We start from the raw sequence: 26858 nt of genomic DNA, 5'->3' as shown, positions 1-26858 counted from the left end.
GCGCGAGTTAGTTGAATCTTCAACATAATGGTCTATACTCGGGACATGACCGAACCTCGCTGGCTCGATGCCACTCAGCAGCGCGATTGGCGGGCATACGTGGACGGCAGCGTCCGGCTCGCCGAGGTCATGGACCGCGATCTCAAGACCAAGCACGGCCTGTCGAACTCCGAGTACGAGATCCTCGTCCGGCTGTCGGAGGCGCCCGACCGGCGGCTGCGGATGGCGGAGCTCGCCGACAACGCCAGCCAGTCGCGCAGCCGTCTCTCCCACACCTGCTCCCGCCTGGAGACCAAGGGCCTGGTCAAGCGGGACAGCTGCCCGAACGACAAGCGCGGCGTCTACGCGCACCTGACCGACGAGGGCTTCGCCGCGCTGGAGCGCGCCGCCCGCGACCACGTCGAGGTCGTCCGGACGTTCTTCATCGACGTGGTCGAGCCCCAGGATCTGGAGGCCATCGGGCGCGCGTTCGGCGTCGTCCTCAAGCGCCTCGGCGGCCCGTCCTAGAGCGGGGCGGTCACGCCGGTCAGGAACCCGACGGACAGCAGGGTCAGCAGGCCCCAGGCGAGCATCATCCCGATGCCGAACGTCCGCCACCGCCCGCCGACCTTCCAGGCGAGCAGGCCGCCGAGCCCGAACGCCAGCACCAGCAGCGTCACGAACTGCGGCAGCAGGCTGGGCCTGCGGCTCATCATCAGCGGCGGGTACATCATCACGGCGTCGACGAAGACGAAGGCCGCCATGCCGGCCGCCAGCGCCTTGACGTCCCGGCCGAGGAACGCCCGCGCGCGCTCTGCGGCGACCTGCGCCCTCTCTGTCTGCAACAAAGGCTGCGCATGCGCCGCCTGCTCGACCTCCACGCTGTGCGCGACCGCGAAGATCTCGTCTTCGAGGCTGGGGAGGTCCCTCTCCTGAGGTTCCGCCATGCCGGCTCCCTGGGGCCGGACGCCACCGGGCGACATGCCCGGCGGATGGTTGGGGATCACGGCCCGTCCGTCCCGGCCCTTTTCCGGCGGGCGCGCCTTCAAACGCACCGTAGCGAATACCCGGCCCGCCGCGCGCACCCGGTGGCCTGCGTATGCTGCAAAGATGCCAGGTAGAGGGGCTATAGGAACCGCGACTTTCCTCGCCACGCTGCTGACCGTGCCGCTCGCCGCGGCCGGATGTGGCCGCGGCGGCGACGACTCGGGCGAGTCGGCGCCTCCGGCGACCCCGCCGACCGCGTCCGCTCCCGGCTCCCCGTCGCCGTCCCCGTCGCCGAGCAAGCAGGGCTTCCAGTCCACGACCAAGAAGGTCACGGCCGGGGACCTCGACCACTCGTGGCGGCGCGGCTGCCCCGTGTCGCCGTCCGGGCTCCGGATGATCGAGATGACCTACTGGGGGATGGACGACAAGCCGCACACCGGTGGGCGGCTCGTCGTCAACGCCAAGGCGGCCGGCGACCTGGTGAAGGTGTTCAGGAAGCTGTACGCCATGCGCTACCCGATCGAGCGCATGCAGCCGGTCGACAAGTACAAGGGCAGCGACTTCGACTCGATCGAGGCGAACAACACCTCGGCGTTCAACTGCCGCCAGGCGACCGGGTCGAGTTCGTTCTCCAACCACGCCTACGGTCTCGCGGTCGACATCAATCCGTGCCAGAACCCGTACGTCTACGCGGACGGGCGCGTCGCCCACAAGGACTGCGTCAAGTACAAGAACCGCAAGAACGACGACCCGGGCGTCATCCACGCCGGCGACAAGGTCGTCAAGGCGTTCGCCTCGATCGGCTGGAGCTGGGGCGGTACCTGGAGCGGTGCCCGCGACTACCAGCACTTCTCCAGCTCGGGCCGCTGAGCGTCACATCATCATCAGGGCGATCACGAGGACCGCGACGACGGCCACCACGGCGACGATGCCGACGATCAGGCCGATACTGGGTCCGGACTTCTCCGGCTGCGCCTGGCTGGCGAAGTTCTGGAACTGGTGCGTCGTGCCTGCAGGGTCCTGCGGTGTCTGCGACATGCCGAAGAGGGTAACGAACCCTTACGCCCGAGTCGGACGATTTCACCACGAGAGCAACCCGAGTCGTCCGCGACGACCATCAGATGGCGGGTGGGCCGAGGAGCCCGAGCCCTACTCTTCGTCCGAGTCTTCGAGAAGCTCGCGCACCTCGATGACTTCGGTCGGGACGTCTTCCTCGGGCCAGCTCACGGCGAGGGCCTGAATCATCGGACGGTGCTCGTCGAACGTCTCGTCCCGTGCGAGGACAAGGGCGGCGGCCGCCTGGATCTCCAGCTCGGGGCAGCGGGTCGCGCTCAAGAGGACGTCGACGGAGTTGTCGCTCCGAAACTCCCCCAGCAGGTACATGGCCTGATTGCGCTCGCTCATCGGGACGGCTTCGTCGCACGCGATGGCCCCAAGGGCCTGGACGAGCCGGGGGTGGGAGTGGTCGACGGATCGGAGCACGTCCCTCACGGTGTCGAGGACCTGGCCGCGGAGCGAGTCGGCGCACTGGAGCGAGTCGGCGAGCACGGACAGGTCGTCCTTCGCCGCGACCCCCAGCGCGGACAGGGCGGTGAGGTGGGCCGCGAGGGGACCGTACTCGCGGCTGAGCTCGGGCGGGGACTGCGGCTGCCGCAAGATCTCCTGGATCAGCGTGTGGACGAGCGCCCTCGCCGGTCGCCGTGCCTCTTCACCACCTCGCGCGAGGGCGCCTTCCGAGTCCCACCAATGGTCCAGGGCGATGCCGACGGCGGCCACGTCACCGCTTTCCAGCATCGTGCGCATGGCGACGTGGTACGGCTCGTCCGCCGTGGGGAGGCGCAGCCTTCTGTGCGCGCGACGCAGGTCCGGGTCCTGCAGCCGATGCCCCTCCCAGTGAACGCTGTGGGGCTTCCCGAAGACCAGGTCGATGGGATTCCGGCCCCAGAAGCGCACCGGAGGACGCTCCTCCCAGCTTTCGGCCAGTTCTTCCATGACCGCACGGTGGCGGTCCAGGCCGCCGGTCTTCACCAGGTAGGAGACCGCGTGCACCTGCACGTCCGTCTCTCCCTCGCGGATCGCACGCAGAAGGACGTCGTCGGCGCCCGCGCCGAGCCCGTCGGCCAGGATCCGGATCGCCGCCTTCCTGGTGCCCTGGGAGGACGGGCCGAAGATCACATCGCACACCGCCTCGACGAGCCGGGCGTCCGCGGTCTCGGCCTCGTCGAAGAGCCCGTACGCCATCCAGACGGCCCTGTACCGGACGGTGTCGGAATCCGTCCGGCCGAGGATGTCCACCAGCAGGTCGGTGTCACCCGGTTCCGCGTGCTGTGCCCCGATCATGTTCAGCGCGCTCACCTCGGCGGGCGAGATCGGACGGCGGAGCACCTCGCGGGCGCGCTCCAGCACCTCGGGCAGGCAGGCGTCCGCCAGGTCGGAGTCGTCCAGGACGTGCCGCAGCCCCTCCCAGTGCTCGTAGTGGTCGAGCGCGATGCCCACGGCGACCGGGTCGTCGCTGCGCAGCAGCGTGGTGAACGCCTCCAGGCACGTCTCGTCGGTCAGCGGGAAACGCAGCTCGTCGTGAGCGTTCCGGAGGGCCGGATCGTCCAGGTGGGCGTCCTTCCAGTACGTGCTGTGGAAGCCCACGAGCGCATCACGAACGTCCCTGGAAAAGGGGCCCGCGTCCTCCGGCCAGGAGTCGACGAGCTGCTGGAGCAGCTCGCGGTGCACACGGACCTTCTTGGGCGATGTCAGCTGCCCGGCGGCACTGACCTGGACCTTGAGGTCGCCGGACTCGGTAAGGCGGATGAAGAGCGCGTCCACCTCGGGCATGTCGAGAGAGCCCAGGGCATGGATCGCGGAGCCGCGATCCCGCGCGGCCAGGCCCTCGTCGAGGGCGATCGCGCGGACGGCCGCCAGGAGCCGAGGGTTCGGCTCCTCCGCGTCCTCGAGAGCAGTGGACGCGGCCATCAGCCCTTCCTCCCGCAGCCCGGGGTCCGAGGTGGTTTCCAGAATCTCGGCGATCCGGTCGGCGTCCTCGTCTTCACCGAGATGCCACACCGCGGTGAGCGACCAGGAGATCGCCCGTTGCCGGTTCTCGTCGTCGAGCGTGGACGACCGGTCCAGGAGGTCGCGGGCGACGAAGAGCACCTCGTTGTTCAGCGGCCAGTACGGGTTGTCCACTCCCCATCTGGTGTCGGCCTGCGCCTGCTGGTAGTCGCTCAACGCATCGCACACGACACCGAGGTCGCCACTGTGCAGCCGTTGACTGAACTCCCCGAGAAACGACGCTACATCGCTCTCCGGCACAGGGCCTCCTCCATGATCGGCTCACCAGACTGGCAGACCGGTCAGCCCCATGTCCTCCGGTTTCAAGGCTCCTTCACCCAGGCGACCAGGCCGTCGTGCCCCGGGGTGAGCTTCGTCCCGCCGAACTCGGTGCGCCGCCGCCAGGGTGGTACCCCGGTGGCTCGGCGAGCGGGAGCGAGCCGTCTACCCGGCTCAACAACGTGACCGTGGACGCTGCCGGAGCGTGAGCGGAGAGTGTGGGATTCGAACCCACGAGGACTGTCCCCAGCCCTGGGCGCTTTCAAGGCGCCTGCACTAGTCCACTATGCGAACTCTCCAGGTGACCGCCTCGCGGCGGCCATCGCCCACGATAGCGGGCGGGGGCGGCTGCGTTCGACCGCATAAGACGACCGCCTCTAGGGGACGCGGTAGCCGGGGATGGACGGCCAGCGCACCGTGAGCACCACCGACTCCTCCTCGGCCTCCCATGAGTGGTCGACGCCGCGCGCCCACACCACGTAGTCGCCCTGTTCGTCGAGGACGACGTCGCGGCCGGGGAACTCCAGCCGGAAGCGGCCGCTGATCAGCACGAGCAGGGCGGTGCGCTTCTCGCCGTCCGTCCACGCGGCGCGGCGCTCGCCCTTCGGGTGCACGCCCCACTTGATCTCGACCTCGGCGCTGTGCCGCAGGTCGCCGGGCGTCTTGAAGTGCCCGAGCAGCCAGCCGCGGTCGGCGGCCGCGTCAGGCGCCGCCTTCCCCACGTACACACCGTCGTCGCCCGTCACAGATGGCAACGGTAACCCGGTCAGGACTGCGGGCGCTGGAAGGCGAAGCCGTCGCCCACCACGGCGGCGAGCGTCAGGTACGCCTCGCGCGTCGTGGGGGCGAGCTGCTCCAGCTCGACCTCGGCGCCCTCTTCCAGGTGGTCGTCGTAGGGGATGCGGACGACGGCGCGGCAGCGGCTCTCGAAGTGGGCCTGGAGCTTGTCCAGGTCGACCTGGCTGCGGGTGCGGTTGCGGACCATCGACAGGACGACGACGCCGTTGCGGACCAGGTGGCCGTGGTCGTGCGCCTCCAGCCAGTCGAGGGTCGCGCTCGCGGACCGGGCGCCGTCCACCGACGGGGAGCTGACCAGGACGAGCTGGTCGGCCAGGCTCAGCACGCCCGCCATCGCCGAGTGCAGCAGCCCGGTGCCGCAGTCGGTGATGCAGACCGAGTAGTACTGCTCCAGGACGACCGCGACGGCCGCGTAGTCCTCGGCGCTGAACGCCTCGCTGACCGCCGGGTCGCGGTCCGACGCGAGGATCTCCAGGCGCGCCTCGTTCTGCGAGGTGAACGCGCGGACGTCGGCGTACCGCTGGATCTGGTCGCGGTTGTTGAGCAGGTCGCGGACGGTCGCGGCGGTCTCCAGCCTGACCTTGTCCGACAGGGTGCCGCGGTCGGGGTTCGCGTCCACCGCGATGACGCGGTCGCCGCGCAGCGATCCCAGCATCGAGCCGAGGCCGGTGGTCGTGGTCGTCTTGCCGACGCCGCCCTTCAGCGACATGACGGCCACCCGGTGGTGGCCGCCCGCCACGGCGGTGCGCGCCCGCCCGATCAGGTCCTTGCGGCGCAGGTCGACCTGCGACTCGCCCGGGTGGATGCTGCCCGCGGTCGCCTTGTAGACCGCGCGCCGCCAGCCGGACGAGGGTGCGATGCGGCGCTCGCCGAGCAGGTTCTCGGAGCTGAGGCTGTCGGCGCTCTGCGGCTCCTGCTGCTGGGGCTGGGCGGGGTGGCCCGGCTGCATCATCTGGCCGAGCGCCGGCGGGTACTGCCCCTCCCCCTGCGGCGGCCCGGCCGGATACCCGTAGCCGGGTGGCGGGTAGGGCTGCCCGGTGTTCGGGTCCACCGGGGGATACGGCTGGCCGCCCGCATTCGGGTCCGGCGCGTAGGGCTGGCCCATTGCAGGGTCCATCGGGGGGTACGGCAGGCCGGGCGCGGGCGGGCCCGGCTGGAACGGCTGCCCGGTGTTCGGGTCCGGCGCGTACGGTTGGCCCGTGTTCGGGTCTACCGCCGGGAACTGCGGGCCTGCGGCGTTCGGGTCCGGCGCGTACGGCTGCCCGGTGTTCGGATCGGCCGTCGGGAACTGCGGGCCCGCGGCGCTCGGGTCAGGCGCGTACGGCTGGCCCGTGTTCGGGTAAGGCTCGTACGGTTGGCCGGCGTTCGGGTCCGCCGGAGGGAACTGCTGTCCCTCCGGGGCCGGGCCGAACAGGAAGGGCTGCGCCATGTTCGGGTCAGGCGCGTAAGGCTGGCCCGTGCCGGGGTCGACCGGCGGGTACGGCTGGCCGCCCGGCGCGTTCGGGCCCGGCTGGAACTGCTGGCCGATGTTCGGGTCGGCGGGCGGGAAGGGGGGCTGCCCCTCCGCACTCGGGTCAGGCGCGAAGGGCAGGCCCATGGCAGGGTCCGCGGGCGGGTACGGCTGACCGCCCGGCGGGTTCGGACCGGGCTGGATCGGCTGACCGGTGGTGGGCTCGACCAGGGGGAACTGCTGGTCGCCCGCATTCGGGTCAGGCGCGTAAGGCTGACCCGTGCCGGGGTCCACCGGCGGGTAGGGCTGGGCACCCGCGTTGGCGTCGTACGGCTGGCCGGTGGTCGGGTCCACGGGCGGGTAGGGCTGGCCGGGCGCGTTCGGGTCGGTGGCGAGGGGGTGGCCCGTGGCCGGGTCGAGGGGGACGTACGGACGGCCCGAGGCGTCCGTGTCCTGCGGGTAGGGCCGGCCCGTCGCGGGGTCGATCGGCTGGTAGACCTGGCCGGCCGCGTCCTGGCGGCCGAACTGGTCGGACGGGTAGGGCGGCAGCTGGTCGAGGGGCGGGGCCGCGTTGCCGTTGGCGTCGTACGGGGACGGCTGGGGCTGGTAGCCGCCCGTCGCGTACGGGGGCGGGAGCATCCCGCCGTCGAACGGCTGCGGCATCGGGCCGCCCTCGTAGGGCGCCGGCTGCGGCGGGCCGAAGTTCTCCGGAGGGTCCTGGTAGGCGGGGGGCGCCGCGAGCCAGGGCTCGGTGTTCGGCTCGGCCGGCTCGGCGGGGGCGGGCGGCGCGTTCTCCGGCTCCTCGGGCGCCTGCGGCGGCTGCGCTCCCTCGGGGGCGGGGGACGGTCCCGTCGTGTCGCCGCTCATCGCGTCCAGAGAGGCCAGCCGCTCCTCCAGTGAGCGCCCGTCGTGCTCGTTCCTCGCCACCGTTTTCCCCCTCGGGCACGCCTCTGATGATCCACACGGTGCAGGCGGGCAAAAAGACCCCCACGCAGGATACCGGTGCGTCAATACCGGGCATCCCACGCGTAGATCGGCCTTGCCTCGACGGCACCCGGGGACGGGGGACGCCTTGGAGGCGCCCGGTAGCGTGGCCGGTATGCATGCGATCGTGATTCGCGAGCCGGGCGACGCCGACGTCCTGGAATGGAAGCCGGTGCCGGATCCGGAGCCGAAGCCGGGCGAGGTGCTGATCGACGTGACGGCGAGCGCCGTCAACCGCGCCGACGTCATGCAGCGCAGGGGCTTCTATCCGCCGCCGCAGGACGCTCCCCCGTATCCGGGCCTTGAGGTGTCCGGCCGGATCGCCGAGCTGGGCGAGGGCGTGACCGGGCCGAACGTCGGCGACGAGGTGTGCGCGCTGCTCGGCGGCGGAGGCTACGCCGAACGCGTCGCGGTCCCCGCCTCGCAGGTGCTGCCGGTGCCGCGCGGCGTGGACGTCGCGGAGGCCGCCGGGCTGCCGGAGGTCGCCTGCACGGTGTGGTCGAACGTGTTCATGCTGGCCGGCCTGCGCGAGGGCGAGACGCTGCTCGTCCACGGCGGCGGCAGCGGCATCGGGACGTTCGCCATCCAGCTCGCCAAGGCGCGCGGGGCGCGCGTGGTGACGACGGTGGGGAGCCCGGAGAAGGCCGAGAGGTGCCGGGAGCTGGGCGCGGACGTCACGGTCAACTACCGCGAGGACGACTTCGTCGACAGCGGCCCCTACGACGTGATCCTGGATCTCATCGGCGCCAAGTACCTGAAGCGCAACGTGGACGCCCTCGCCTCCGGCGGGCGGCTGATGGTGATCGGGCTCCAGGGCGGCGCGAAGGCGGAGCTGGACATCGGCGTGCTGCTGCGCAAGCGGGCGCTGGTGCACGCCACGACTTTGCGGGCCCGTCCGTTGGAGGAGAAGGCGGAGATCGTGGCCGGCGTCCGGGAGCAGGTGTGGCCGCTCCTGGAGTCGGGACGGATCCGGACGGTCGTCGACCGGCGGATCCCCATGGCGGAGGCGTCCCGCGCGCACGAATTGATGGAAGAAGGCGGTCATGTCGGCAAGATCCTGCTGACCGTGTGAGGATGTGGAGTTTATGAGCGAGGCTTCGAAGAAGCAGTCGGAAGAGCCCCAGGTGCTCGTCCTGGGCCCGAACGGCATCGCCGTCGAGGGCGTCGGCGAAGGCGAGTCCGAGGGCAAGTCGGTGACCGAGATGGTCGAGCAGCCGGCGAAGGTCATGCGGATCGGCGGGATGATCCGGCAGCTGCTGGAGGAGGTCAAGGCCGCCCCGCTGGACGAGGCGAGCCGGGCCCGGCTGCGGGAGATCCACCAGTCGTCCATCAAGGAACTGGAGGACGGACTCGCGCCCGAGCTGGTCGCGGAGCTGGAGCGCCTGTCGCTGCCGTTCACCGAGGGCACGGTGCCGAGCGAGTCGGAGCTGCGGATCGCGCAGGCGCAGCTCGTCGGCTGGCTGGAGGGCCTGTTCCACGGCATCCAGACGACCCTGTTCGCCCAGCAGATGGCGGCGCGCGCGCAGCTCGAGCAGATGCGGCGCGCCCTGCCCGCGGGAATGATGCCCTCCGGTGTCGAGGAGGACTCCCAGCCCGGGCCGCGCTCGTCCGGCCCCTACCTGTAGGACTCCGCCCCCCGGCCGCACCCGGCAGCGGGTGCGGCCGCGCTAGGGGAAGAGGCGCTCCAGGACCTCGGCCACGCCGTCGTCGTCGTTGCGGGACGTCTTGTGCGACACGGCGGCCAGCACGAGCGGGTGCGCGTTCGCGACCCCGTAGGACGTGCCCGCCCAGGTCAGCATCGGCAGGTCGTTGGGCATGTCGCCGAACGCGGTGACGTCCCCCGCCGTGATGCCGAGCTCGGTGCACAGGGCCGCCAGGGCGCTGGCCTTGGTGACGCCGAGCGCGCTCATCTCCAGCAGCCCCCGTCCGGAGGAGTGCGTCACGGTCACGAGGTCGCCGACGGCCTGGACCGCCTTCGCCGAGAGCGCGTCGGGGTCGGCGGCCGGGTGGAACGCGAGCAGCTTGGTTCCGCCCCGGCTGACCAGCTCGGCGTCGTCGACGGGACGGCCGCCGAGCGCCGCCGCGTCCCACCGGCCGAGGTTGTAGCTGGCCTCGAACACGAAGCCGGTCGGGTACTCCACCGCGAAGCGCAGCTCGGGCACGACGCCGCGCAGCCGCCCGATCACCTCGGCGAGCACGTCCGGCGCGATCTCGTTGGCCTGGAGCACCGTCTCGGTGTGCAGGTCGTAGAGGACGGCGCCGTTGGCGCAGATCGCGACGCCGCGGTGGTCGACGGCCGCGGCGATCTCCGTCATCCAGCGCGGCGGCCGTCCGGTGACCATGACGAGCATCGCCCCGGCCCGCTCGACCCGGGCGAGGGCGGCGACGGTCCGGGCGGAGATCGTGCCGTCCGAGCGCACGATCGTGCCGTCGAGGTCGGTGGCGATCACGCGCGGCGAGGACTCAGACATGTCACCTTCCTGGGCAGATGGGACACACCCTAGGCCAGGGGCATGACACGCCCGACTCCCGGCATCGCCCCAGGGCCCGGGTGACGCGAGCGGGGCCCGTCCAAGCCAGGACGGGCCCCGCTCCACGGACGTTCAGCGCTTGACCGGCTCCAGGACTTCCAGGCCCAGGAACTTCTGCAGCGCCTTCGGGACGCGCACCGAACCGTCGGCCTGCTGGTGGTTCTCCAGGATCGCGACCATCCAGCGCGTGGTCGCCAGCGTCCCGTTCAGGGTCGCCACCGGCTGGTTCTTGCCGTCGGCGTCGCGGTGCCGCACCGCCAGGCGCCGCGCCTGGTACTCGGTGCAGTTCGACGTCGAGGTGACCTCGCGGTAGGTGTTCTGCGTCGGCACCCACGCCTCGCAGTCGTACTTGCGGGCCGCGCTGGCGCCGAGGTCGCCCGCCGCCACGTCGATCACCCGGTACGGGATCTCGACCTTGGCGAGCATCTCCTTCTCCCACTCCAGCAGCCGCAGGTGCTCGGCGTGGGAGTCGGCCGGGTCGCAGTAGGAGAACATCTCCACCTTGTCGAACTGGTGGACGCGGATGATGCCGCGCGTGTCCTTGCCGTAGGAGCCGGCCTCGCGGCGGAAGCAGGACGACCACGCCACGTACCGCCGCGGCAGCTCGTCGATGATCTCGTTCATGTGGAACGCGGCGAGCGGCACCTCCGACGTCCCGACGAGGTACAGCTCTTCCTGCGGGAGCTGGTACACCTCGGCGGCGTGCGCGCCGAGGAACCCGGTGCCCTCCATCGCCTCCGGCTTCACCAGGACGGGCGGGTACATCGGCACGAACCCGCTCGCGACGGCCTGCTCCATGGCGAGGTTGAGCAGCGCGTACTGGAGCCGCGCGCCCACGCCCGTCAGGTAGTAGAACCGCGCGCCCGACACCTTCGCGCCGCGCTCCATGTCGATGGCGCCGAGGCTCTCGCCGAGCTCCAGGTGGTCCTTCGGCTCGAAGTCGAACGCGGTCGGCTCGCCGACGTGCTCCAGGACGACGAAGTCCTGCTCGCCGCCGGGCGGGGCGCCCTCCTCGATGAGGTTCGGGACGCCCTTGAGCAGCGCGTCGAGCTCCTCGCCGAGGCGGTCGGCCTCCGCCTCGCGCTCCTTCACCTGCTGCGCCAGCTGCTTGGCGCGGGCCAGCAGCGCCTGCCGCTCGTCGCCCTGCGCCTTGGACACCGACTTGCCGAAACTCTTCTGCTCCGCCCTGAGCTGCTCGAACGAGGTCAGCGCCGAGCGGCGCCTCCCGTCCAGGTCGAGCAGCCGGTCGACGACGCCGTCATCCTCACCGCGGGCGCGCTGCGAGGCGCGCAGCCGCTCGGGATCCTCTCGAAGAGCTCGCAGGTCAATCACAGACCCGAGGCTACCGGCCCGGCGCCCTCGTCCGCGCGCGAGTATCGGCGGTTCGCGCCCGTTCATGGACGCCGCTCGCCAGCAGCGCGTGCGCGGGCAGCGCGACCTTCCCGTCGCCGGCCGCGTAATCGGCGACGATCTCGTCGTAGGCGGCCTTGACCCGGGCGACGGTAGGCGTGTCCTGCCGTCCGACGACCACGCCGTTCGTGCCGACCCGGGCCAGCGCGCCCGTCTCCCACCACTCCTCGGGGTCGACGAGGTGCTCCCAGGTCACCTCCTCGACCGCGACCTCGGCGAACCCGGCCTCGGCGACCAGCCGCCGGAACGCCGCCGCCTCGCCGTACTCCAGGAACGGCGGCGCGGGGATGTCGTCCGGCCACGGCACGCCCGCCGCCTCGATCGCCTCCCGGACGATCGCGAGGGCGCCGCTGCCCGGCATCACCCAGCAGGTCACCGCCAGCCGCCCGCCCTTGCGGAGCACGCGCCGCAGCCGGGCCAGCGCCACGTCGGGGGCGCCCACGTGGTTGATGACGAAGTTGCCGGCGACCGCGTCGAACGTCCCGTCCTCGAAGGGGACCTCGGGCAGGACGGCGACCCGCGCGTCCAGCCCGGGGACGTTCCGGCGCGCCGTCTCGGCCATGCCCGGCTCGGCGTCCATGGCCGACACCCGCGCGCCGCGCCGCGCCGCCTCCCGCGAGACGAACCCGGGCCCGGTGCCGACGTCGAGCAGCCGCGTGCCGTCCGCCACCCCGGCCGCGTCGAGCAGCGGCTCGATCATGTACCGCGTGACGTGGGCGAACCCCCGCTCGTACGCGGGGGCCCGCCCGGCCCACAGCTCCCGCTCGTAAAGGTCGAAGTCCTGCGCCACGCCCCGCAGCCTACGTCAGCGCACGTCCACGGCGTCGCCCTGCGAGACCGAGCCCAGATAGCCGGACGTCTCCTTGTAGACCGCCTTCCAGGTACCGTCCACGGACGCCTTGAAGGACTTGGCGAACCAGCCGTCGGCATCGGTCTTGGTGGCGGCGACCTGCTTGTACGTCGTCGTCCTGGCGGCCTTGAAGTAGACGTACACGGGCGCGTTCGGCCCCGGCCCCGCCGCGTCCCGGAACCGGTAGAGCCGCCCCTTGACCGTGATGCTCCCGCCCTTCTTCACGGGCTCGGGCGAGGCGTTGAAGTCGTACCACTGCGTCCGGTACTTGACCTCGACATAGCGAAGGTCGCTGATGACTGGCATGTTCAGATCGCTGCCCGGGTAACGGACGCGCCAGTACGCGTCCTTCGTCACCGGCCTCACGTCGTCGAAGGAGAAGGGCCCCGGCCGCGCCAGGGTCCGGGTCGCCCAGACCTTCCACACATGGCCGTCCAGGGAGTACTCCAGGTGCACCGGCAGGTTCGCGGCGCCGGTGTCGCCGGGCCGGAGGTCCAGCCGCCCGCGCGCAGTGATCGGATCACGATAGGCGAGCGGTCCGGGGAAGGCGTCGAAGCCGGTGATCTCGGAGCTGTTCCGGATGCTCACCGTCCCGAGGCCTGCCTGGCCTCCGGTGAGGAAGCCGGTCTCCCCGAGCCGCACTGTCACGGCTCCCGACCTCCCGACCTCCCGCGCGGCGAAGAAGGCGGCGCGGAAGGTGCCGTCCGCGGAGGTCGGGGTCGACGTGACGCCTCCGGCGTCATGGAGGCCGTCCGGCACGTCGAGCTGGATCTCGAGCCCGGCCACGGGCACCGGACCTGTGGAGCCCCGCCGGACGATCCTGCCGTACACCGACACCAGCGACTGCGGCGCCACCAAAGGCCCCGGCACCATGTTCGCGGTGATGACCGTGGCCTGCCTGTCGACGGTGACGGAAGCGGCGCGCGTCGTTCCGCAGAACCGCCCTTCCCGGGGGACGGAGGCGGCCGGGGACGCGTCGCCGCCGGAGGTCAGCGTGAACGAGCCGTCCTCGCCCGCCGTCGTCTCCGTGCTCGTCCCTGTCCTGACCTTCGCGCCCGACGCCGGCTCGGGCGCGGCCTCGCGGTACTTCTGGACCGTGACCCGGCCGCGCATCGTCACGTCGGAGTGCTCGATGTCGATGACGCCCGGCGAGTTCGAGAAGTCGGTGATGCTCGTCGTGTAGCAGTCGTCGAACTCGCTGTTGCGCGTGTACGTTGCGCCGTCGGCCGTGTTGATCAGCACCTCGACCCGCGTCACGCCGGGGCGGGCCTCGATGTCGGGGCGGAACTCGGCCTGCCAGACCCCGTCGTTGTCCGTCCCGCTGCTCCGGGTGAACTCGACGGTCGCATAGGGCTCCGCCTCGGGGGTCTGATACCGCATGTTCGCGCGGACCTTCGTGACCCCGCTCGCGGACTTGGCGCCCAGTGTCAGCTTGACCACGCGGTCCTTGGCGAGCTTGTCGTAGTCGAGGGTCAGGCTGACCCCGGTCGCGTCGGCGTGGGCGGCGCCGGGCACGAGGAAGAGGGACGACGTTAAGGCGGCGGTGGCGAGCAGTGCGGACGAGCGGCGCATGGGGAACCTCTCCACTGATTACTGGTATGGAGTTGACGCCCACGATCGGTCGGCGGTTGACCACCGCCGATCACGCTTGGATCACGCCGATCGCGGGCCCGCCGTCCCGGTGCCGCATCGGCATCCCGGCGGGCCCCGCGCTCGTCAGCGCACGTCCACGTAGTCGTCCCGGTACGTCTTGGCGTAGGTGGAGGTGGCACCGGAGTAGGCGCGCCAGGTGCCGTCCTTGGTCGCCTTGAAGCCCTTGCGGAACCGGCCGATCCTGTCGGTGGCCTGCTTGCCCATGTAGACCCACTTGGAGGATCCCTTGGGCAGGAAGTAGAAGACGACCGTCTTACCGCCGTAGGTGTACCACTTCGAGGTCTGGCGGTAGACCGTGCCCATCACCGTGACGGTGCCGCCCTTCTTCACCGGCTCGGGCGCCGCGTTGAAGTCGAGGATCTTCGTCCGGTACCGGACCTCGACGTTGTCGTTACCGCTGACCGACTGCTCGGTGCTGTCGCTCTTGGGGACCAGGGCCCGCCAGTAGCCGGTCCGGTCGGCCCTGCCCTCGACGCTGAACGTGCCGTCCCGGAAGACGCCGACCGCGCCCTTGGTGCTCCACGTCTTGCGGTCGGTGGAGAACTGCAGTTGCACGGAGGCGTTGCCGGGGGCGCCGGTCCAGCGGCCGTCCGCGAGCCGGGTCAGGACGCGCCCGTACGCCGTCACGTTCTCGCCCCGGCCGACCGGCTCGGGCGTGGCGTTGAACCCGGTGACGGACGTCCGGTACGCGACGCTCCGGTAGCGCGGCTGCCCCTCGGACCTGAAGTAGCCGGGGTGGTCGGCGGGCCAGCCGAGGGCGTCCGTCGCGAAGGAGGCCGACCATGCGCCGTCCTCGCTCGGGTTGATCAGGAACGTGAAGGCGCCCCCGGCGCCGGTCGTGGCACGGCCCAGGGTCGTCCAGACCGGCTCGGGGGCCGACCCGGCGAACTTGATCTCGACCTGCTTGCCCGCGAGCGGCGCCCAGACGCCGTTGTGGTCCTCGCGTTCCAGCCGGCCCGTCACGTTGACCCGGTCGCCCGCGACGAGGTGCTCGGGCACGTCCACAGTGAGCCGCGTGTTCAGCCGCCGCATGGCGACGGTGCCGAGCCCGCTCTCGGTGGGCCGGTACAGGAAGGAGCCGCGATAGACGAGGGACATCCGGGTGTAGCCGGAGAAGGAGGCCTGCCCCTCCACCCTGCCGTCCGCACCGGAGACCGCCGTCGCGAACTGGCCGATGTCCGGGATGAGGCGCAGCGTCTCACCCGCAACGGGCACCAGGTCGCCGTTCGCGGCCCGGCTCATCAGCCGCCCCCGGAAGGTGGCCGAGGGGTTCTCGATGTCGACCACGTCCGGGGTCACCGTGAAGTCGCTGATCACCGTGTCCGCGCCGTTGTCGACGGTGGCGCGGTGGCGGGCCAGGACGGTCTGCTCGGCGTTGGTCAGCTCGACGTTCACCCACCAGCGTCCCGGGTCGACGGTGACGGCCGTCTTCGTCCGCCAGACGCCGTTCGTCGCGGTGCCCTCGACGAGTTCGAAGTCGTCCGCGGTGAGCGGCGTCGCGGATCCGCCCTCGTACGGTTCCGTGACGGCGCGCACCTTGGTGATGTCCAGTCCCGATTCCGCCGCCACCTCGATCTTCGTGGTGGCGCCGGGCGACAGCACGCGGGTGCTGATCACCCGCAGGGTCGCCGCCGCGTCTGCGGGGACCGCGGCCAGGGAGAATGTCACGGCCAGGGCCGTGACGAGGGCGAGCAATCGGCGCACGGGACGACCTCTCCACTGTTCACTGGTGTGAAGAGGACGTTCAAGATCCACAGCCGGTTGTCGCCGGGGCGGTCGTTGATGATCTCGGTTGCGTCACGCCCGGGGAGGCGTGGCCGGTCACTTGTTCGCGTCCGCCCAGGCCTGGTCGAGGACCTGCGCGAACGTCTCGGAGGGCTGGGCGCCCGAGACTCCGTAGCGGCGGTCGATGACGAAGAAGGGCACGCCGGTCGCGCCGATGTCGCGCGCGGCGCTCTGCTCGGTGTCCACCTCTGAGGCGAACTTCCCGGACGCGAGCACGTCGCGTGCCTCGGCGGCGTCCAGGCCCGCTTCGGCGACGACGTCCACGAGGGTGTCCCGGTCGAACACCGGGCGCTCGTCGGTGAAGTAGGCCTTGAACAGAGCCTCCACGACCGCGCCCTGCACTCCGCGCTGGCCCGCGAGGTAGACGAGCCGGTGCGCGTCGGCGGTGTTGCCCGCCTGGCGGCCTTCGAGGTGGTACTCCAGACCGGCCGCGGCGGCGCGCTCCTCCATCTCCCGGTTCTTCTCGGCGGCCTCCTCGCGCGTCAGGCCGTACTTCTCCGCCAGCATCTGCGCCACGTCGATCGTCGCGCCCTGCGGGAACGAAGGATCGAGCTGGAAGGCGCGGTAGACCACCTCGACCTGGTCCCGGTGCGCGAACCCTTCCAGAGCGCGTTCGAAATGCCGCTTACCGAGATAGCACCAGGGGCATACGACGTCGGCCCAGATCTCAACACGCACGGGAATACCCCTCTCAGGACGGTCTACCGTGCCAACGCGCCCCCGGCTGATTTGATTTCCGGGCGCGGGCTCAGGCGTAGCCGGTGCGGATGCCGGTGATCCAGGCGGCGGCCTCGGTGAAGTCGGCATCGTGGGTGCCGCGGCGGATCTCGGGGCGGACCTGGTCGGCGCGGGTGTAGGAGCCGACGAAGCGGACGTCGGCGCAGACGCGGCGCAGCCCCATCATGGCCTCGCCGACCCGGGCGTCGATGACGTGGCCCTCGAAGTCCATCCAGAACAGGTAGGAGCCGAGGCCGGCGCCGGTCGGGCGCGACTGGATCAGCGTGAGGTTGATGCCGCGGACCGAGAACTCGGTGAGGATCTCCAGCAGGGCGCCCGGGTGGTCCTCGCCGATGAACGCGACGACGGTCGTCTTGTCCATGCCGGTGGGCGGCGGCGGGGGGCACGGGCGGCTCAGGACGACGAAGCGGGTGACGGCGTCGGCGACGTCGTGGATGTCCTCCGCGAGGACCGACAGGCCGTAGCGGGCGGCCGCGAACGAGCCGGCGAGGGCGGCGTCGTAGTGGCCGTCGGCGACGTGCTGGGCGGCCTCGGCGTTGGAGGTGGCGGCGCGCCACTCGGCGTCCGGGACGTTCTCCATGAGCCAGCGGCGGCACTGCGGCTGCGCGATCGGGTGGGACGCGACGGTCTTGATGTCGTCCAGCGCCGTGCCGGGACGGACGAGGAGCGCGAACGAGACCGGCAGGTGGATCTCGCCGACGATCTGGAGGGGCTCGCCGGTCGCCAGCTCGTCCAGCGTCGTGGGGACCGAGCCCTCGACGGAGTTCTCCAGGGCGACGACGGCGGTGTCGACCTCGCCGCGGCGCAGGGCTTCGAGAGCGGCCGGGACGGTCGCGTAGGGGATGTGCTCGGCCCCGGCGGCACCGGGGAGGGTGAGCAGCGCGGCCTCGGTGAAGGTGCCCCGCGGACCCAGGTAGGCGTAGCGCGCTGGCCTGTCGTCTGCGGTCACTAGGGTCCCCCGGTGGGTGTTTCGGCTGTGCGGAAGCCGTCTTGCGGCAAGGCGAGAAAGCCGAGTCTACCGTCCGGGGCGCCACCCCCTCAGGCGCCGGTCGGGCGCCCGTTCGGGCATCGCCTCAGGCGCTGGGCGTGGGGGTGCGGGCGCCGTTGCCGAAGTCGGGCAGCGGGTCGTCCATCGAGACGACGGGGCCCTTGCCGAGCCGGGCGGCCCGCAGGGCCTGGTTCTCCTCGGGGGAGAGCGTCTCGACGGCGTGCCCGCCCTGGACGGCCTTGGCGTAGGTCCGCGTCTCGGTCCGCCCGTTGATGGAGCTGACCACCACGCCGTCCCCGACCGCGTTGATCAGCGCGAGGGAGAAGGACCGGTGCCCGGACATCTCCTTGAGAGCGTCGTAGTGGACGATCGCGAGGTCGCGCAGGGCGCGCTCGTCCACCTCGCCGCTCGCGACCTGGAGCTGGCGCCTCAGCATTTCCCCGCACTCGTCGACGACCTGGTTGACCCGGTTGTGCGCGACCACCGCGATGGAGAGCCCCGCAATCCCGGCGACCAGGCCGGCGACGGCCACCGCGACGAGCATCACGGGCCGAGCGTACCCATGCCGACCTGGTGTTGCGAAGGATCTCGGGGGTGGTTGTCCGGATCGAGCCGTTTCACCAGCCATGTTCCGAGGACCAAGATCGATGCCAGGGCGGCGAGTCCGAACGAATCGCGCAGCACCTGCCCCGCGAGAACCGTTACGGGGGAATGATCCGGGCCGATCAAGCCCCGCGCCCACCACGGGACCGGGAACAGGAACAGCAGCCACAGGCCGAACGCGACAAGACATCTTCGCGTGTCACGCCCATCACCCACCAAAGCCCCCACAACCGCGATCATCCACACCAGGTGATGGATCCACCCCACAGGGGACAGGACGACGGACAGCAGCCCGACGATCGCGACCCCGGCGAGCAGGAGGCTGGAGGCGTCGGCGCCGGACGCCGCGTCGGCGGCGAGCGTCGCCCGGCGCGCCCAGCCGAAGCCGAACCAGGCGACGACCAGGGCGAGGGCCAGCCACACCAGCGTCCGGGCCGGCCCCTCGTCCAGGACGCGGGCCACGATCCCCTGGATCGCCTGGTTGGTGGTGCCGTCGACCGCGCCGGTCCGGTCGCCGCCCTCCAGCAGCGCGCCGAACCAGTAGGCGGACGAGTCGGACGGCAGCAGCGCGAACCCGCCCAGCGTGGCGACGACGGCGGTCAGCACGGCGTTGACCAGCGCGTCCCGCCGTCCGGTGACCAGGAAGTAGATGAGGAAGACGCCCGGCACCAGCTTGATCGCCAGGGCGAGGCCGACGAGCATGCCGCGCGGCCAGCGGGCGGTGCGGGCGCAGCAGTCGGCCAGGCACATGGCCAGCAGGAACAGCCCGACCTGCCCGAACCTGACCTGGTCGCGGACGGGGTCTAGCCACGTCATCGCCGCGACCAGGACGCCCGCGGTGAGCGGCGCCCAGCGTCCCGTCCGGCGGATGAGGTCGCGGAAGGCGTAGCAGACGACGATCACGAGCGACAGGTAGATCAGCCCCGTCCACACCCACTGCGCCGCACGCCACGGCAGGAGCGTGAACGGGACCGCCAGGGCGGCGGCGATCGGCGGGTAGGTGAAGGGGAGCAGTTGCGGCGGCTGCGTGAGGAAGTCGTACAGGGGCGCACCGCGCAGGACCGCCAGCCCGCCCTCCCGGTAGACCTCCAGATCGACGAGCCGCTGGTCGGGCTGGTTGCCGAGCCACTGGTGGACGACCGGCGCGGCGGCGGCCACGGCGACGGCGATCCCGGCGAGCAGGACCAGCAGGTCGCGGACGCCCCGCCGGGCGGGGGCGCCGGAAGCCTCGCCGGGGGAGTCGCGGGCATCCCGCGCCATCAGACCGTCCACAGCCCGCAGGATATGGCCCCTGCCCGGTGGTGGGGCTCTTGTAACCTGAACGCCATGACGTCCCGGGGAACGAAGATCGCCATGTTCCTCGCGACCCTCGCGGCGGCGCTCGCGGCCGTTCTCGGCCCGGCGGCGGCGCACGCCGCGCCCTCGGCCCCCGCCGAGCGGGCCGTCACCGGCCGCGTGGTGGTCATCGGGGTGCCGGCGCTGATGTGGAGCGACGTCACCCGCGAGAACACCCCGGCGCTGTGGGGGCTGACCTCGCAGGGCTCGGCCGCGGGCCTCAGCGTCCGCACCACCCGCGTCATCACCTGCCCGACCGACGGCTGGCTGACCTTGTCGGCGGGGCAGCGGTCGCGGCTGGCGCACGGCGACTGCGCGCTGCCGTCCACGCCGGTCCTGCCCGGCCAGGCCTCCCCCTCCGGCCCGCCGCCCGCCGGCGGCGCCGTCGCCGCCGGCTGGCCCGCGATCAAGAGCGACAACGCGGGCACCAACTACCACGCGCGGATCGGGCTGCTCGGCGACGAGGTCCACCGGGCGGGCGGCTGCACGATGGCGGTCGGCCCCGGCGCGGTATTCGGCGCCGCCGACGGCGCCGGCCGGGTCGACCGCTACGCCGCCTCGCCCGACAAGGTCACCGCCGCCGACTGGGCGCGCTGCCCGCTCGCCGCGGTCGACGTGGACGACCTCTTCCGCGCCTACATCAACGCGGGCGTCGACCCGCACGGCGACCAGGTCCCGCTGTCGGACGAGGTCCGCGCCGCCGCCGCGAAGGCCGCCGACCGGCGGATCGCGCAGGTCGTGACCGGGCTCCCGGAGGGGACGACCGTGCTGGTCGCGGGCCTGTCCGACACCGGCGTCAACCCGCACCTGCGCGTGGCCGTGGCCAAGGGCGCCGCCTACGGGCCCGGCTACATGACCTCCAGCGCCACCCGCCAGGACGGGCTGGTCACGCTGACCGACCTCACCGCGACGACGCTGAAGCTGCTCGGGGTGAAGCAGCCCAAGCAGGCCGTCGGGTCGGCGTGGCGGTCGCAGCCGTCCACGTCGTCCACGCACGACCGGGTCGACGCGCTCATGGACGAGGACGTCGCGGCGCAGGCGATCCGGGCCGTCCAGACGTCGTTCTACTGGGTGCTGTTCGCGGTGCAGCTCGTCCTGTACGGGATCGCCGTGGTCGCGCTGCGGCGCCTCGGCGGCGACCGCCGCTCGCGGGCGCGGATCCTCGGCGGCACCCGGGTGATAGCGCTGCTCGGCGGCGCGGCGCCCGGCGCGTCCTTCCTCGCCGGGCTGCTGCCGTGGTGGCGGGCCGAGCACCCGACGCCCGTCCTGATCTGCACCGTGCTGGGCTTCGCCGGGCTGCTGACGGGCGTGGCTCTCGCCGGGCCGTGGCGCCGCTCCACCGTCGTCCCCGGCCTGGTGATCACCGGCGTGACGGCGCTCGTCCTCGCACTGGACGTGATGACGGGCTCCTCCCTCCAGCTCAACACGCTGATGGGCTACACCGCCCTCGTCGCCGGACGGTTCTACGGCTTCGGCAACCAGGCGTTCTCGCTGTTCGCGGTGGCCGCGATCCTGACGGCGGCGTGGCTGACGGAGTACCCGCTGCGCAGGGGCGGCAAGGCCGTCGCCGTCGCGATCGTGGCGGTGATCGGCGCGTTCACGGTCGCGGTGGACGGCCTGCCCGCGTTCGGCAGCGACTTCGGCGGCGTGCTGGCGATCGTCCCGGCGTTCGCGATGCTCGGCCTGATGGTCGCGGGCAAGCGCATGTCGCCGCTCAAGCTCGGCCTGTTCTTCCTGGCCGGCCTGGCGCTCGTGCTGTTCATCTCGTACCTGAACGCCCGGTCGGCCAACCCGACGCATCTCGGCCGGTTCTGGCAGGACCTCATGGCCGGGGACGCGTGGGACGTCGTCACCCGCAAGTTCAACGCGATGCTGAACAGCCTCGGGTACTGGCCCTACACGCTCGCGCTCGCCGCCGCGGTCGTGTTCCTGTTCTTCGTCCTGGCGCGGCCGACGCGGTGGCGGGTGTCGCTGCTGCAGGGCGCCTACGAGAAGAACATGACGATGCGCCCGGCGGTGATCTGCGCGCTGGCGGTCGGCGTCATCGGCACGCTGGTGAACGACTCGGGCGTGGTGATCCTGTCGGTGGCGTTCAGCCTGGCGACCCCGCTGATGCTCGCCGCGGGGCTCCGGTCGCTGGAGATCGACCTGAGGAACGCAGACACGCCGCCACCAGCGCCGTCAGGATCGCCAGAAGCGTCCACGGGACCACGGTCGGCCGAACGACGGTGAACAGCCACTCCAGATCGTCCGGCAGCCGGATGCGGGCGGGCGCGCGGGCCGGCAGGTAGGCGAGGCTGAGGGCGGTGGTGTGGGCGAGCAGGATCCAGTCGATCCGCGTCCAGGGCAGCAGCGCCAGCAGCGCCCACCCGAACCCGTCGTACCAGGGCAGCGCGTAGGGCGCGGCGAGGAGCCACGCGAGGGCGATCGCGGCGGCGACGCGCCGCTCCTCCGCGCCGGGCACGAGGGCGTCCTCCTTGGGCAGGGCCCGGACGAGCAGCAGGAGCAGCACCAGGCCGAGCAGCATCGCGCCCAGCTTGATGACGTCGCGCTGGGAGCCGCGGCCGAGCGACTCGTCCAGCAGGTGCCAGGGGGTCGCGAAGGAGACCATGTTGCTGGCCTCGCGGACCTGGTCGAGCGCGTGCGGCCCGGCGAGCGCGTAGGACAGCGCCGTGACGGCCGCTCCCCCGGCGAACAGCGCGATCAGGTGGCCGACCGGCCATTTGCGGCGTTCCGTCCAGGTCCGGCGCAGCAGGCCCCAGGCGGGGCCCCCGGCCACGAGCGCGGCGGGCAGCTTGATCGCCGTCCCGAGCCCGGCCAGCGCCCCGGCCGCCAGGGAGCGCGCCCAGCCCGCCCGGCCCGCGGCCCCGCCGCCGAAGACGGCCAGCGCGGCCACCATCGGGGCGATCGCGAGGACGTCGTTGTGCGCCCCCGCCACCAGGTGGAACAGCACGAGCGGGTTGCACGTCCACAGCAGCGCCGTGCGGAGCCGCCGCTCCTCCGTCCCGGCCATCCGGTAGAGGATCAGGGCCGTCACCGCGAACGCGAGCACGTTCAGCACCGACAGGACGAAGACGGTCAGCCGCACCGAGCCGCTGCCGATCCACGCGGCGAACGCCTGCCCGCCCGTGGCGACCGGCCCGTACACCGACGGCGTCGTCCGCCACTCCTCGGGTGCCCCGGCGACCGGGTCCTTCGGCAGGTCGACGGCGCTCGTGCGGTACGGATCGTGGCCGGTCGCCGCCATCCGCCCGTAGGAGGCGTAGTTCAGGTGGTCGGTGGACCCGACCGGCGGCATGAGCATGAACGCGGCCGCCGCCAGCAGTCCCGCGGCCACCAGCGGCAGGGCCCGCACGCGCCAGCCCCTGCGGACGGCGGCGAAGCACAACCCGAGCCCCAGCGCGCTCGCGGCGATCCCCGCGACGACGAGGCCGATCACCAGGTACGGCGACGGATGGACGTCCAGCGCGTACGGCGGCTCGGTGCGCGGGCCCTCCAGCTCCGGCTCGAACACCGACGGCCCGAGGAGGGCGGTGGCGACGAAGCAGGCGACGCCGGCCCCGATCCCCCACAGCCCGCCCGTGCCGAGACGGGTCACGGGCGGCTGCCGCGCAGGCGGTCCAGCCCTCTGGTCACCGCCGGTTCGCGCACGGCGAGCGCCCTTGCCACGTCCCGGAACTGCCGGGCCCGGTGCAGCTGGGAGCGCCAGTCCGTGCCGGTGGCGCGGTGGGAGAGCGGCACCTCCACCTCCGCCACCCGGAACCCGGCGCGCAGCAGGTCGACGGTGAGCGCGGTCTCCACCCCGAACCCGGCGGCGAGCGGGAGAGCGGCGTCGAACGCGGCCCGGGTCAGGCAGCGCTGCCCGTTCAGCGGCGCGGTGGCCTCCCAGCCGGTGGCGCGGCGGATCCCGTCGCGCGACAGCCGCACGACGAACCCGTGCCCGCCGAGCTTCACGGTCGTGGTGAACACGGCGATCGTCATGTCGGCCTCACCGGACCTGACCGGCTCGACCAGCGGCGCGGCCTCGCGCGCGGTCTCGGCGAGGTCGGCGTCCAGGAACAGCAGGTGGCGGGGCCGGTCGCGGCCCTCGTCCAGCAGCCGGACGGCCTCGGCCCCGCTCTCCATCGCGGCGCCCTTGCCCCGGTTCCGGCTGTGCCGCACGACCCGCGCCCCGGCCTCGCGGGCCACCCGCCCGGTGCCGTCGGACGAGCCGTCGTCGATCACCACGACCAGGTCGGCGCCGGGAAGCTCCTGCGCTGCCTTGACCGTGGCCGCGATGCGGTCGGCTTCGTCCTTGGCTGGGATGCATACCGCTACGTCCTGCATATCCGCGATCGTAGTCGGGGACGGGCGCGCGATGCCGCAGGGCACCGGGGAACGGCCCAAGCCGTTACCCGTGCGACCGGACGGCGACCCGCGGGGTTCACCCGCGGCGCCGGCGGTAGGGACGAGTGGTCGGAAAGGTCAGCCGGCGTCCAGAACCGGCGCCGCCTCCGTCACGGTGAAGACGGTGTCGAGCCCGGTCACCTGCAGGATCCGCTTCACGGCCGGGCGCGGCGCCGCCAGTTCCAGCGCGCCGCCCTGCTCCTTCAGCCGCTTCATGGCCGAGAGCAGCACGTTCATGCCCGTCGAGTCGCAGAACTCGACGCCGCTCATGTCGACCACGATGTGGTCGGCCTGGTCGCGCAGGAGGCCCGCGAGGGCCGCCTGCAGCCGTGGCGCGGTGTACAGGTCGAGCTCACCGGTCGCCGTGACAACGGCGTGACCTCCCTGAGACGCGGTCGAGACATTTAGCTCCACGTCCGGCACACTATCTCGCGAACGGCCCGGGAGCCAGGCGGTTCGCCAAGTCCCCTGCGCCGTGGGCGTTTCCGGGGCGTGTCGCCGCCTTGCCAGTCCCGCACGCTTTGAGAACTACGCACCGTAATGTGGGGATTCCAGTGGCCGGAGGCGCTGATCCGGTCCGCCGATATCGCGGGTTCGCCCCGCACGATCGCTCGGAGTAGGGGAACCTGAACGGGTGCAACAGCGGCATGGTCGACTGCGCGAGCGCCTGGAGACCGTCCGGGCGCGGGCGGCGAAGTCCAGCACGTGGCGGACGTCCACCCAGATCCTGTTCCGCCTGGTGAACAAGGACGGCTTCGTCCCCGTCAGAACGCGTCTTTCCCGCGAGGACCTCGCCTTCCTCGCCGGCGCCCGCGAAGAGGTCATCGCCTTCGCCGACCTCACCCTGCGCCTCGTCGACCTGCACCGCCCGCAGGAGGCCGGCGGCGGCATCACCAGCGACCCCGACCGCCCCATCCGCCGCTGCCGCGCCTGCATGTCCCGCTGGCCCTGCCCCACCTACCGCACCATCACCGAAGCCCTGGACCCCTGACCCGCTCCCTCCCACACCCGAACGCGCAGACCCCGACCACCACGCAACGACCTCGTGGCCGCGATCGCGTCCGAAGGCAGATTCGAGCGAAGCAAGAACCTGATCGCGCAGCGAGCCGCAAGGCGAGCCGAAGCGATGCCGGCGATCGCCCGCGTTTCTCGACGATGGAGGGCCGCCAGGCCCGAAGGAGGAGAAAAACGCAGAGCTAGCACGGGAGACGGACCTCGAAGCGGCAGCCGGGGCCGGTGTTGGCGACGCCGATCTCGCCCGCGTGGGCCTCGACGATGCCGCGGGCGATGGCGAGGCCGAGGCCGGCGCCGCCGCCCGGGGTGCGGGCCGCCTCGCCGCGGAACGCCACGTCGAACACGCGGGGCAGGTCGCCCTCCGGGATGCCGCCGCAGGCGTCGGCCACCGTCACCCGGGCCTCGCCGCCGCGGACCTCGCCGGTGATCTCGACCGCGCCGTCGCTCGGCGTGTGCCGGATCGCGTTCACGACGAGGTTGCGCAGCGCGCGGCCCAGCTCGCTCGCGTCGACCTGGACGGGCAGGCCCTCCCGGACGTCTCCGCGCAGCCGGACGCCCTTGGCGCGGGCCAGGGCCTCCGCGCCGGCGACGGCCTCGGCGACCAGGTCCGCGAGGCCGACGCGCTCGCGGGACAGGCGCAGGGCGCCCGCGTGGATGCGGGACAGCTCGAACAGGTCGTCCACCATCTCGGTCAGCCGCTCCACCTCGACGCGGATGCGGGCGTGGTAGCGGCGGGTCGTCTCCTCGTCGGCGACGACCTCGTCCTCCAGGGCCTCGGCCATCGCGCGGAGCCCGGCCAGCGGGGTGCGCAGGTCGTGGCTCACCCAGGCGACCAGCTCGCGGCGGCTCGCCTCCAGGGCCTGCTCGCGCTCGTGCGCGGCGGCCAGCCGGTCGTAGGCGGCCTCCAGTTCGCGGGAGAGCTCCGCCAGCTCGGCCGGAAGGTGCGCCGACGGGGGACGGAACCGGTCCGCGCGCACGGCCTCGACCAGGGTCCGGTTCGCGGCCACCAGACGCCGGCCGAGCAGGACCGACACCGCCATCGCGACCAGCCCGGCCGACGTCACGACGGCGAGCACCACGGAGCGGTCGTGGTCGTTCAGCAGCATCAGGAACGAGATCACCAGGATGCCGGAGATGGTCGCCAGCACCGTGGCGGCGCCGACGACGATCAGCTGGGTGCCGACCGAGCGGCCGCGCAGCGCGTGCAGGACGGCGAGGGCGACCGCCGCGACGGCGAACGCGGCCAGCGCCGCGTAGAAGACCACCCACAGCAGATCCTCGAAGGGGATCATGGGCCGGTCTCCGCGGGCTCGTAGCGGTAGCCGACGCCCCACACGGTGACGATGCGGCGCGGCGCGGTCGGGTCGTCCTCGATCTTCTCGCGCAGCCGCCGGACGTGGACGGTCACCGTGGAGGAGTCGCCGAACGTCCAGTCCCAGACGCGTTCGAGCAGCTCCTCGCGGGTGAAGGCCCGCCGCGGATGGCGCAGCAGGAACGCCAGCAGGTCGAACTCGCGGGAGGTGAGCGCGAGCCGCGCGCCGCCCAGCTCCGCCTCGTGCGCGCTGACGTCCACGAGGAGGTCGCCGTCGCGCAGCGGGCCGGACGGGCCGGTCGGGACGAGCGCGCCCCGCGCCCGCCGCAGCACCGACCGGACGCGCAGCGCCAGCTCGCGCGGGCTGAACGGCTTCGTCACGTAGTCGTCGGCGCCGGTCTCCAACCCGACGAGCCGGTCGGTCTCCGCGCCGAGCGCCGTCAGCATCACGATCGGGACGGTCGAGGTCTCGCGGAGCCGGCGGCACACCTCCAGGCCGTCCATCCCGGGCAGCATGAGGTCGAGGACGACCAGGTCCGGGGGCTCGTCGAGCGCCCGGCGCAGGGCGGTCCGGCCATCGGCGACGCACACGACCTCGTGCCCGTCGCGGGCCAGGTAGCGGGCGACGACCTCGGCGACCGTCGGGTCGTCGTCGACCACCAGGACGCGCCCGGCGTGGGGGAGGGTGTTCACCCCCCAAAGCTAGGCCCCGGCCGCCGGACCCCACACCG

General features: G+C 72.3%; 24 protein-coding genes, 1 tRNA gene and 1 pseudogene. 6 read left to right on the top strand and 20 right to left on the bottom strand.

Going from position 1 to position 26858, the window contains the following annotated elements:
- The first annotated feature begins 45 nt into the window (after positions 1 to 45).
- Positions 46 to 507, top strand: coding sequence for a MarR family transcriptional regulator (locus AB0H37_RS15865; RefSeq protein ID WP_329097030.1), 462 nt, complete (start codon positions 46 to 48; stop codon positions 505 to 507).
- Here the strand turns inward: AB0H37_RS15865 and AB0H37_RS15860 are convergent.
- Positions 504 to 926 (bottom strand): hypothetical protein, encoded by a 423-nt coding sequence (locus tag AB0H37_RS15860; RefSeq protein ID WP_329097031.1) that lies wholly within the window; start codon positions 924 to 926, stop codon positions 504 to 506. The genes AB0H37_RS15865 and AB0H37_RS15860 overlap by 4 nt on opposite strands.
- A 163-nt stretch (positions 927 to 1089) precedes the next feature.
- On the opposite strand from AB0H37_RS15860, the gene AB0H37_RS15855 reads away from it, so the two are divergent.
- A complete protein-coding gene (locus AB0H37_RS15855; protein WP_329097033.1) occupies positions 1090 to 1836 on the top strand; it encodes a M15 family metallopeptidase in 747 nt (248 codons plus the stop codon).
- Between the two features lie 3 nt (positions 1837 to 1839).
- Here AB0H37_RS15855 and AB0H37_RS15850 read toward each other — a convergent pair whose 3' ends face one another.
- The 5 genes from AB0H37_RS15850 to AB0H37_RS15830 form a co-directional block, all read right to left on the bottom strand.
- Positions 1840 to 2004 carry a hypothetical protein gene (locus tag AB0H37_RS15850; RefSeq protein ID WP_329097035.1) on the bottom strand — a complete coding sequence of 55 codons (165 nt, stop codon included), beginning with the start codon at positions 2002 to 2004 and terminating at the stop codon, positions 1840 to 1842.
- A gap of 111 nt (positions 2005 to 2115) precedes the next feature.
- Positions 2116 to 4200: a hypothetical protein gene (locus tag AB0H37_RS15845; protein WP_360613278.1), complete on the bottom strand. Its 2085-nt coding sequence runs from the start codon at positions 4198 to 4200 to the stop codon at positions 2116 to 2118.
- A gap of 300 nt (positions 4201 to 4500) precedes the next feature.
- Positions 4501 to 4589, bottom strand: a tRNA-Ser gene (locus AB0H37_RS15840).
- 78 nt (positions 4590 to 4667) lie between these two features.
- Positions 4668 to 5036 carry a signal peptidase I gene (locus tag AB0H37_RS15835; protein WP_360613277.1) on the bottom strand — a complete coding sequence of 123 codons (369 nt, stop codon included), beginning with the start codon at positions 5034 to 5036 and terminating at the stop codon, positions 4668 to 4670.
- Positions 5037 to 5056: 20 nt separating this feature from the next.
- Positions 5057 to 7465 (bottom strand): AAA family ATPase, encoded by a 2409-nt coding sequence (locus AB0H37_RS15830; RefSeq protein ID WP_360613275.1) that lies wholly within the window; start codon positions 7463 to 7465, stop codon positions 5057 to 5059.
- A 172-nt stretch (positions 7466 to 7637) separates the two neighbouring features.
- Between AB0H37_RS15830 and AB0H37_RS15825 the strand changes: the two genes are divergently transcribed.
- Entirely contained in the window at positions 7638 to 8594 is a 957-nt protein-coding gene (locus AB0H37_RS15825; protein WP_360613273.1) for an NAD(P)H-quinone oxidoreductase, read from the top strand.
- 13 nt (positions 8595 to 8607) lie between these two features.
- A complete protein-coding gene (locus AB0H37_RS15820) occupies positions 8608 to 9147 on the top strand; it encodes a bacterial proteasome activator family protein (protein ID WP_179831579.1) in 540 nt (179 codons plus the stop codon).
- A 42-nt stretch (positions 9148 to 9189) separates the two neighbouring features.
- On the opposite strand, the gene AB0H37_RS15815 is transcribed toward AB0H37_RS15820, so the two are convergent.
- The 9 genes from AB0H37_RS15815 to AB0H37_RS15775 all read right to left on the bottom strand — a co-directional run bounded on the left by AB0H37_RS15815 (position 9190) and on the right by AB0H37_RS15775 (position 19352).
- A complete protein-coding gene (locus AB0H37_RS15815) occupies positions 9190 to 9993 on the bottom strand; it encodes a Cof-type HAD-IIB family hydrolase (RefSeq protein WP_329097045.1) in 804 nt (267 codons plus the stop codon).
- A 132-nt stretch (positions 9994 to 10125) separates the two neighbouring features.
- Positions 10126 to 11385, bottom strand: coding sequence for a serine--tRNA ligase (serS, locus tag AB0H37_RS15810; protein ID WP_329097046.1), 1260 nt, complete (start codon positions 11383 to 11385; stop codon positions 10126 to 10128).
- 10 nt (positions 11386 to 11395) lie between these two features.
- Positions 11396 to 12253: a methyltransferase domain-containing protein gene (locus AB0H37_RS15805; protein WP_360613270.1), complete on the bottom strand. Its 858-nt coding sequence runs from the start codon at positions 12251 to 12253 to the stop codon at positions 11396 to 11398.
- A gap of 15 nt (positions 12254 to 12268) precedes the next feature.
- A complete protein-coding gene (locus AB0H37_RS15800) occupies positions 12269 to 13900 on the bottom strand; it encodes a hypothetical protein (RefSeq protein WP_360613269.1) in 1632 nt (543 codons plus the stop codon).
- A gap of 129 nt (positions 13901 to 14029) precedes the next feature.
- Positions 14030 to 15670 carry a hypothetical protein gene (locus tag AB0H37_RS15795; RefSeq protein ID WP_360613267.1) on the bottom strand — a complete coding sequence of 547 codons (1641 nt, stop codon included), beginning with the start codon at positions 15668 to 15670 and terminating at the stop codon, positions 14030 to 14032.
- 117 nt (positions 15671 to 15787) lie between these two features.
- The gene (locus AB0H37_RS15790; RefSeq protein WP_329097054.1) at positions 15788 to 16429 is read right to left on the bottom strand and encodes a DsbA family oxidoreductase; all 642 of its coding nucleotides are present in this window, start codon (positions 16427 to 16429) and stop codon (positions 15788 to 15790) included.
- Positions 16430 to 16499: 70 nt separating this feature from the next.
- Positions 16500 to 17438: a prephenate dehydratase gene (pheA, locus tag AB0H37_RS15785; protein ID WP_179831572.1), complete on the bottom strand. Its 939-nt coding sequence runs from the start codon at positions 17436 to 17438 to the stop codon at positions 16500 to 16502.
- 124 nt (positions 17439 to 17562) lie between these two features.
- Positions 17563 to 18021 (bottom strand): DUF4446 family protein, encoded by a 459-nt coding sequence (locus tag AB0H37_RS15780; protein ID WP_329098451.1) that lies wholly within the window; start codon positions 18019 to 18021, stop codon positions 17563 to 17565.
- Positions 18021 to 19352, bottom strand: a complete 1332-nt coding sequence (locus AB0H37_RS15775; protein WP_329097056.1) for a glycosyltransferase 87 family protein — start codon at positions 19350 to 19352, stop codon at positions 18021 to 18023. The genes AB0H37_RS15780 and AB0H37_RS15775 overlap by 1 nt, the downstream gene beginning before the upstream one ends.
- Positions 19353 to 19406: 54 nt before the next feature.
- Here AB0H37_RS15775 and AB0H37_RS15770 point away from each other — a divergent pair, with 54 nt between their 5' ends.
- On the top strand, positions 19407 to 21647 hold the full coding sequence (locus AB0H37_RS15770; protein ID WP_329097058.1) for a hypothetical protein: 2241 nt from the start codon (positions 19407 to 19409) through the stop codon (positions 21645 to 21647).
- 658 nt (positions 21648 to 22305) lie between these two features.
- On the opposite strand, the pseudogene mptB reads toward AB0H37_RS15770, so the two are convergent.
- From mptB to AB0H37_RS15755, 3 genes and pseudogenes are all read right to left on the bottom strand, one after another.
- A pseudogene (mptB, locus tag AB0H37_RS15765) lies at positions 22306 to 22713 on the bottom strand (polyprenol phosphomannose-dependent alpha 1,6 mannosyltransferase MptB); the annotation flags it as partial.
- 296 nt (positions 22714 to 23009) lie between these two features.
- Positions 23010 to 23741: a glycosyltransferase family 2 protein gene (locus AB0H37_RS15760; RefSeq protein WP_179831570.1), complete on the bottom strand. Its 732-nt coding sequence runs from the start codon at positions 23739 to 23741 to the stop codon at positions 23010 to 23012.
- 138 nt (positions 23742 to 23879) lie between these two features.
- A complete protein-coding gene (locus AB0H37_RS15755) occupies positions 23880 to 24215 on the bottom strand; it encodes an STAS domain-containing protein (RefSeq protein WP_179831569.1) in 336 nt (111 codons plus the stop codon).
- 220 nt (positions 24216 to 24435) lie between these two features.
- Between AB0H37_RS15755 and AB0H37_RS15750 the strand changes: the two genes are divergently transcribed.
- Complete coding sequence (locus AB0H37_RS15750) at positions 24436 to 24792, top strand: hypothetical protein (protein ID WP_179831568.1); 357 nt, start codon at positions 24436 to 24438, stop codon at positions 24790 to 24792.
- A gap of 205 nt (positions 24793 to 24997) precedes the next feature.
- On the opposite strand, the gene AB0H37_RS15745 is transcribed toward AB0H37_RS15750, so the two are convergent.
- Both AB0H37_RS15745 and AB0H37_RS15740 read right to left on the bottom strand, forming a co-directional pair.
- Positions 24998 to 26107, bottom strand: a complete 1110-nt coding sequence (locus tag AB0H37_RS15745) for a HAMP domain-containing sensor histidine kinase (RefSeq protein ID WP_360613262.1) — start codon at positions 26105 to 26107, stop codon at positions 24998 to 25000.
- A complete protein-coding gene (locus AB0H37_RS15740; protein WP_329097065.1) occupies positions 26104 to 26820 on the bottom strand; it encodes a response regulator transcription factor in 717 nt (238 codons plus the stop codon). Before AB0H37_RS15740 ends, AB0H37_RS15745 begins: the two co-directional genes overlap by 4 nt.
- Positions 26821 to 26858: the final 38 nt, after the last annotated feature.

Origin of the sequence: Actinomadura sp. NPDC023710 (assembly GCF_040639875.1) — a bacterium.
GTDB lineage: Bacteria > Actinomycetota > Actinomycetes > Streptosporangiales > Streptosporangiaceae > Spirillospora > Spirillospora citrea.
This window is presented reverse-complemented; position numbering and strand designations above follow the sequence as displayed.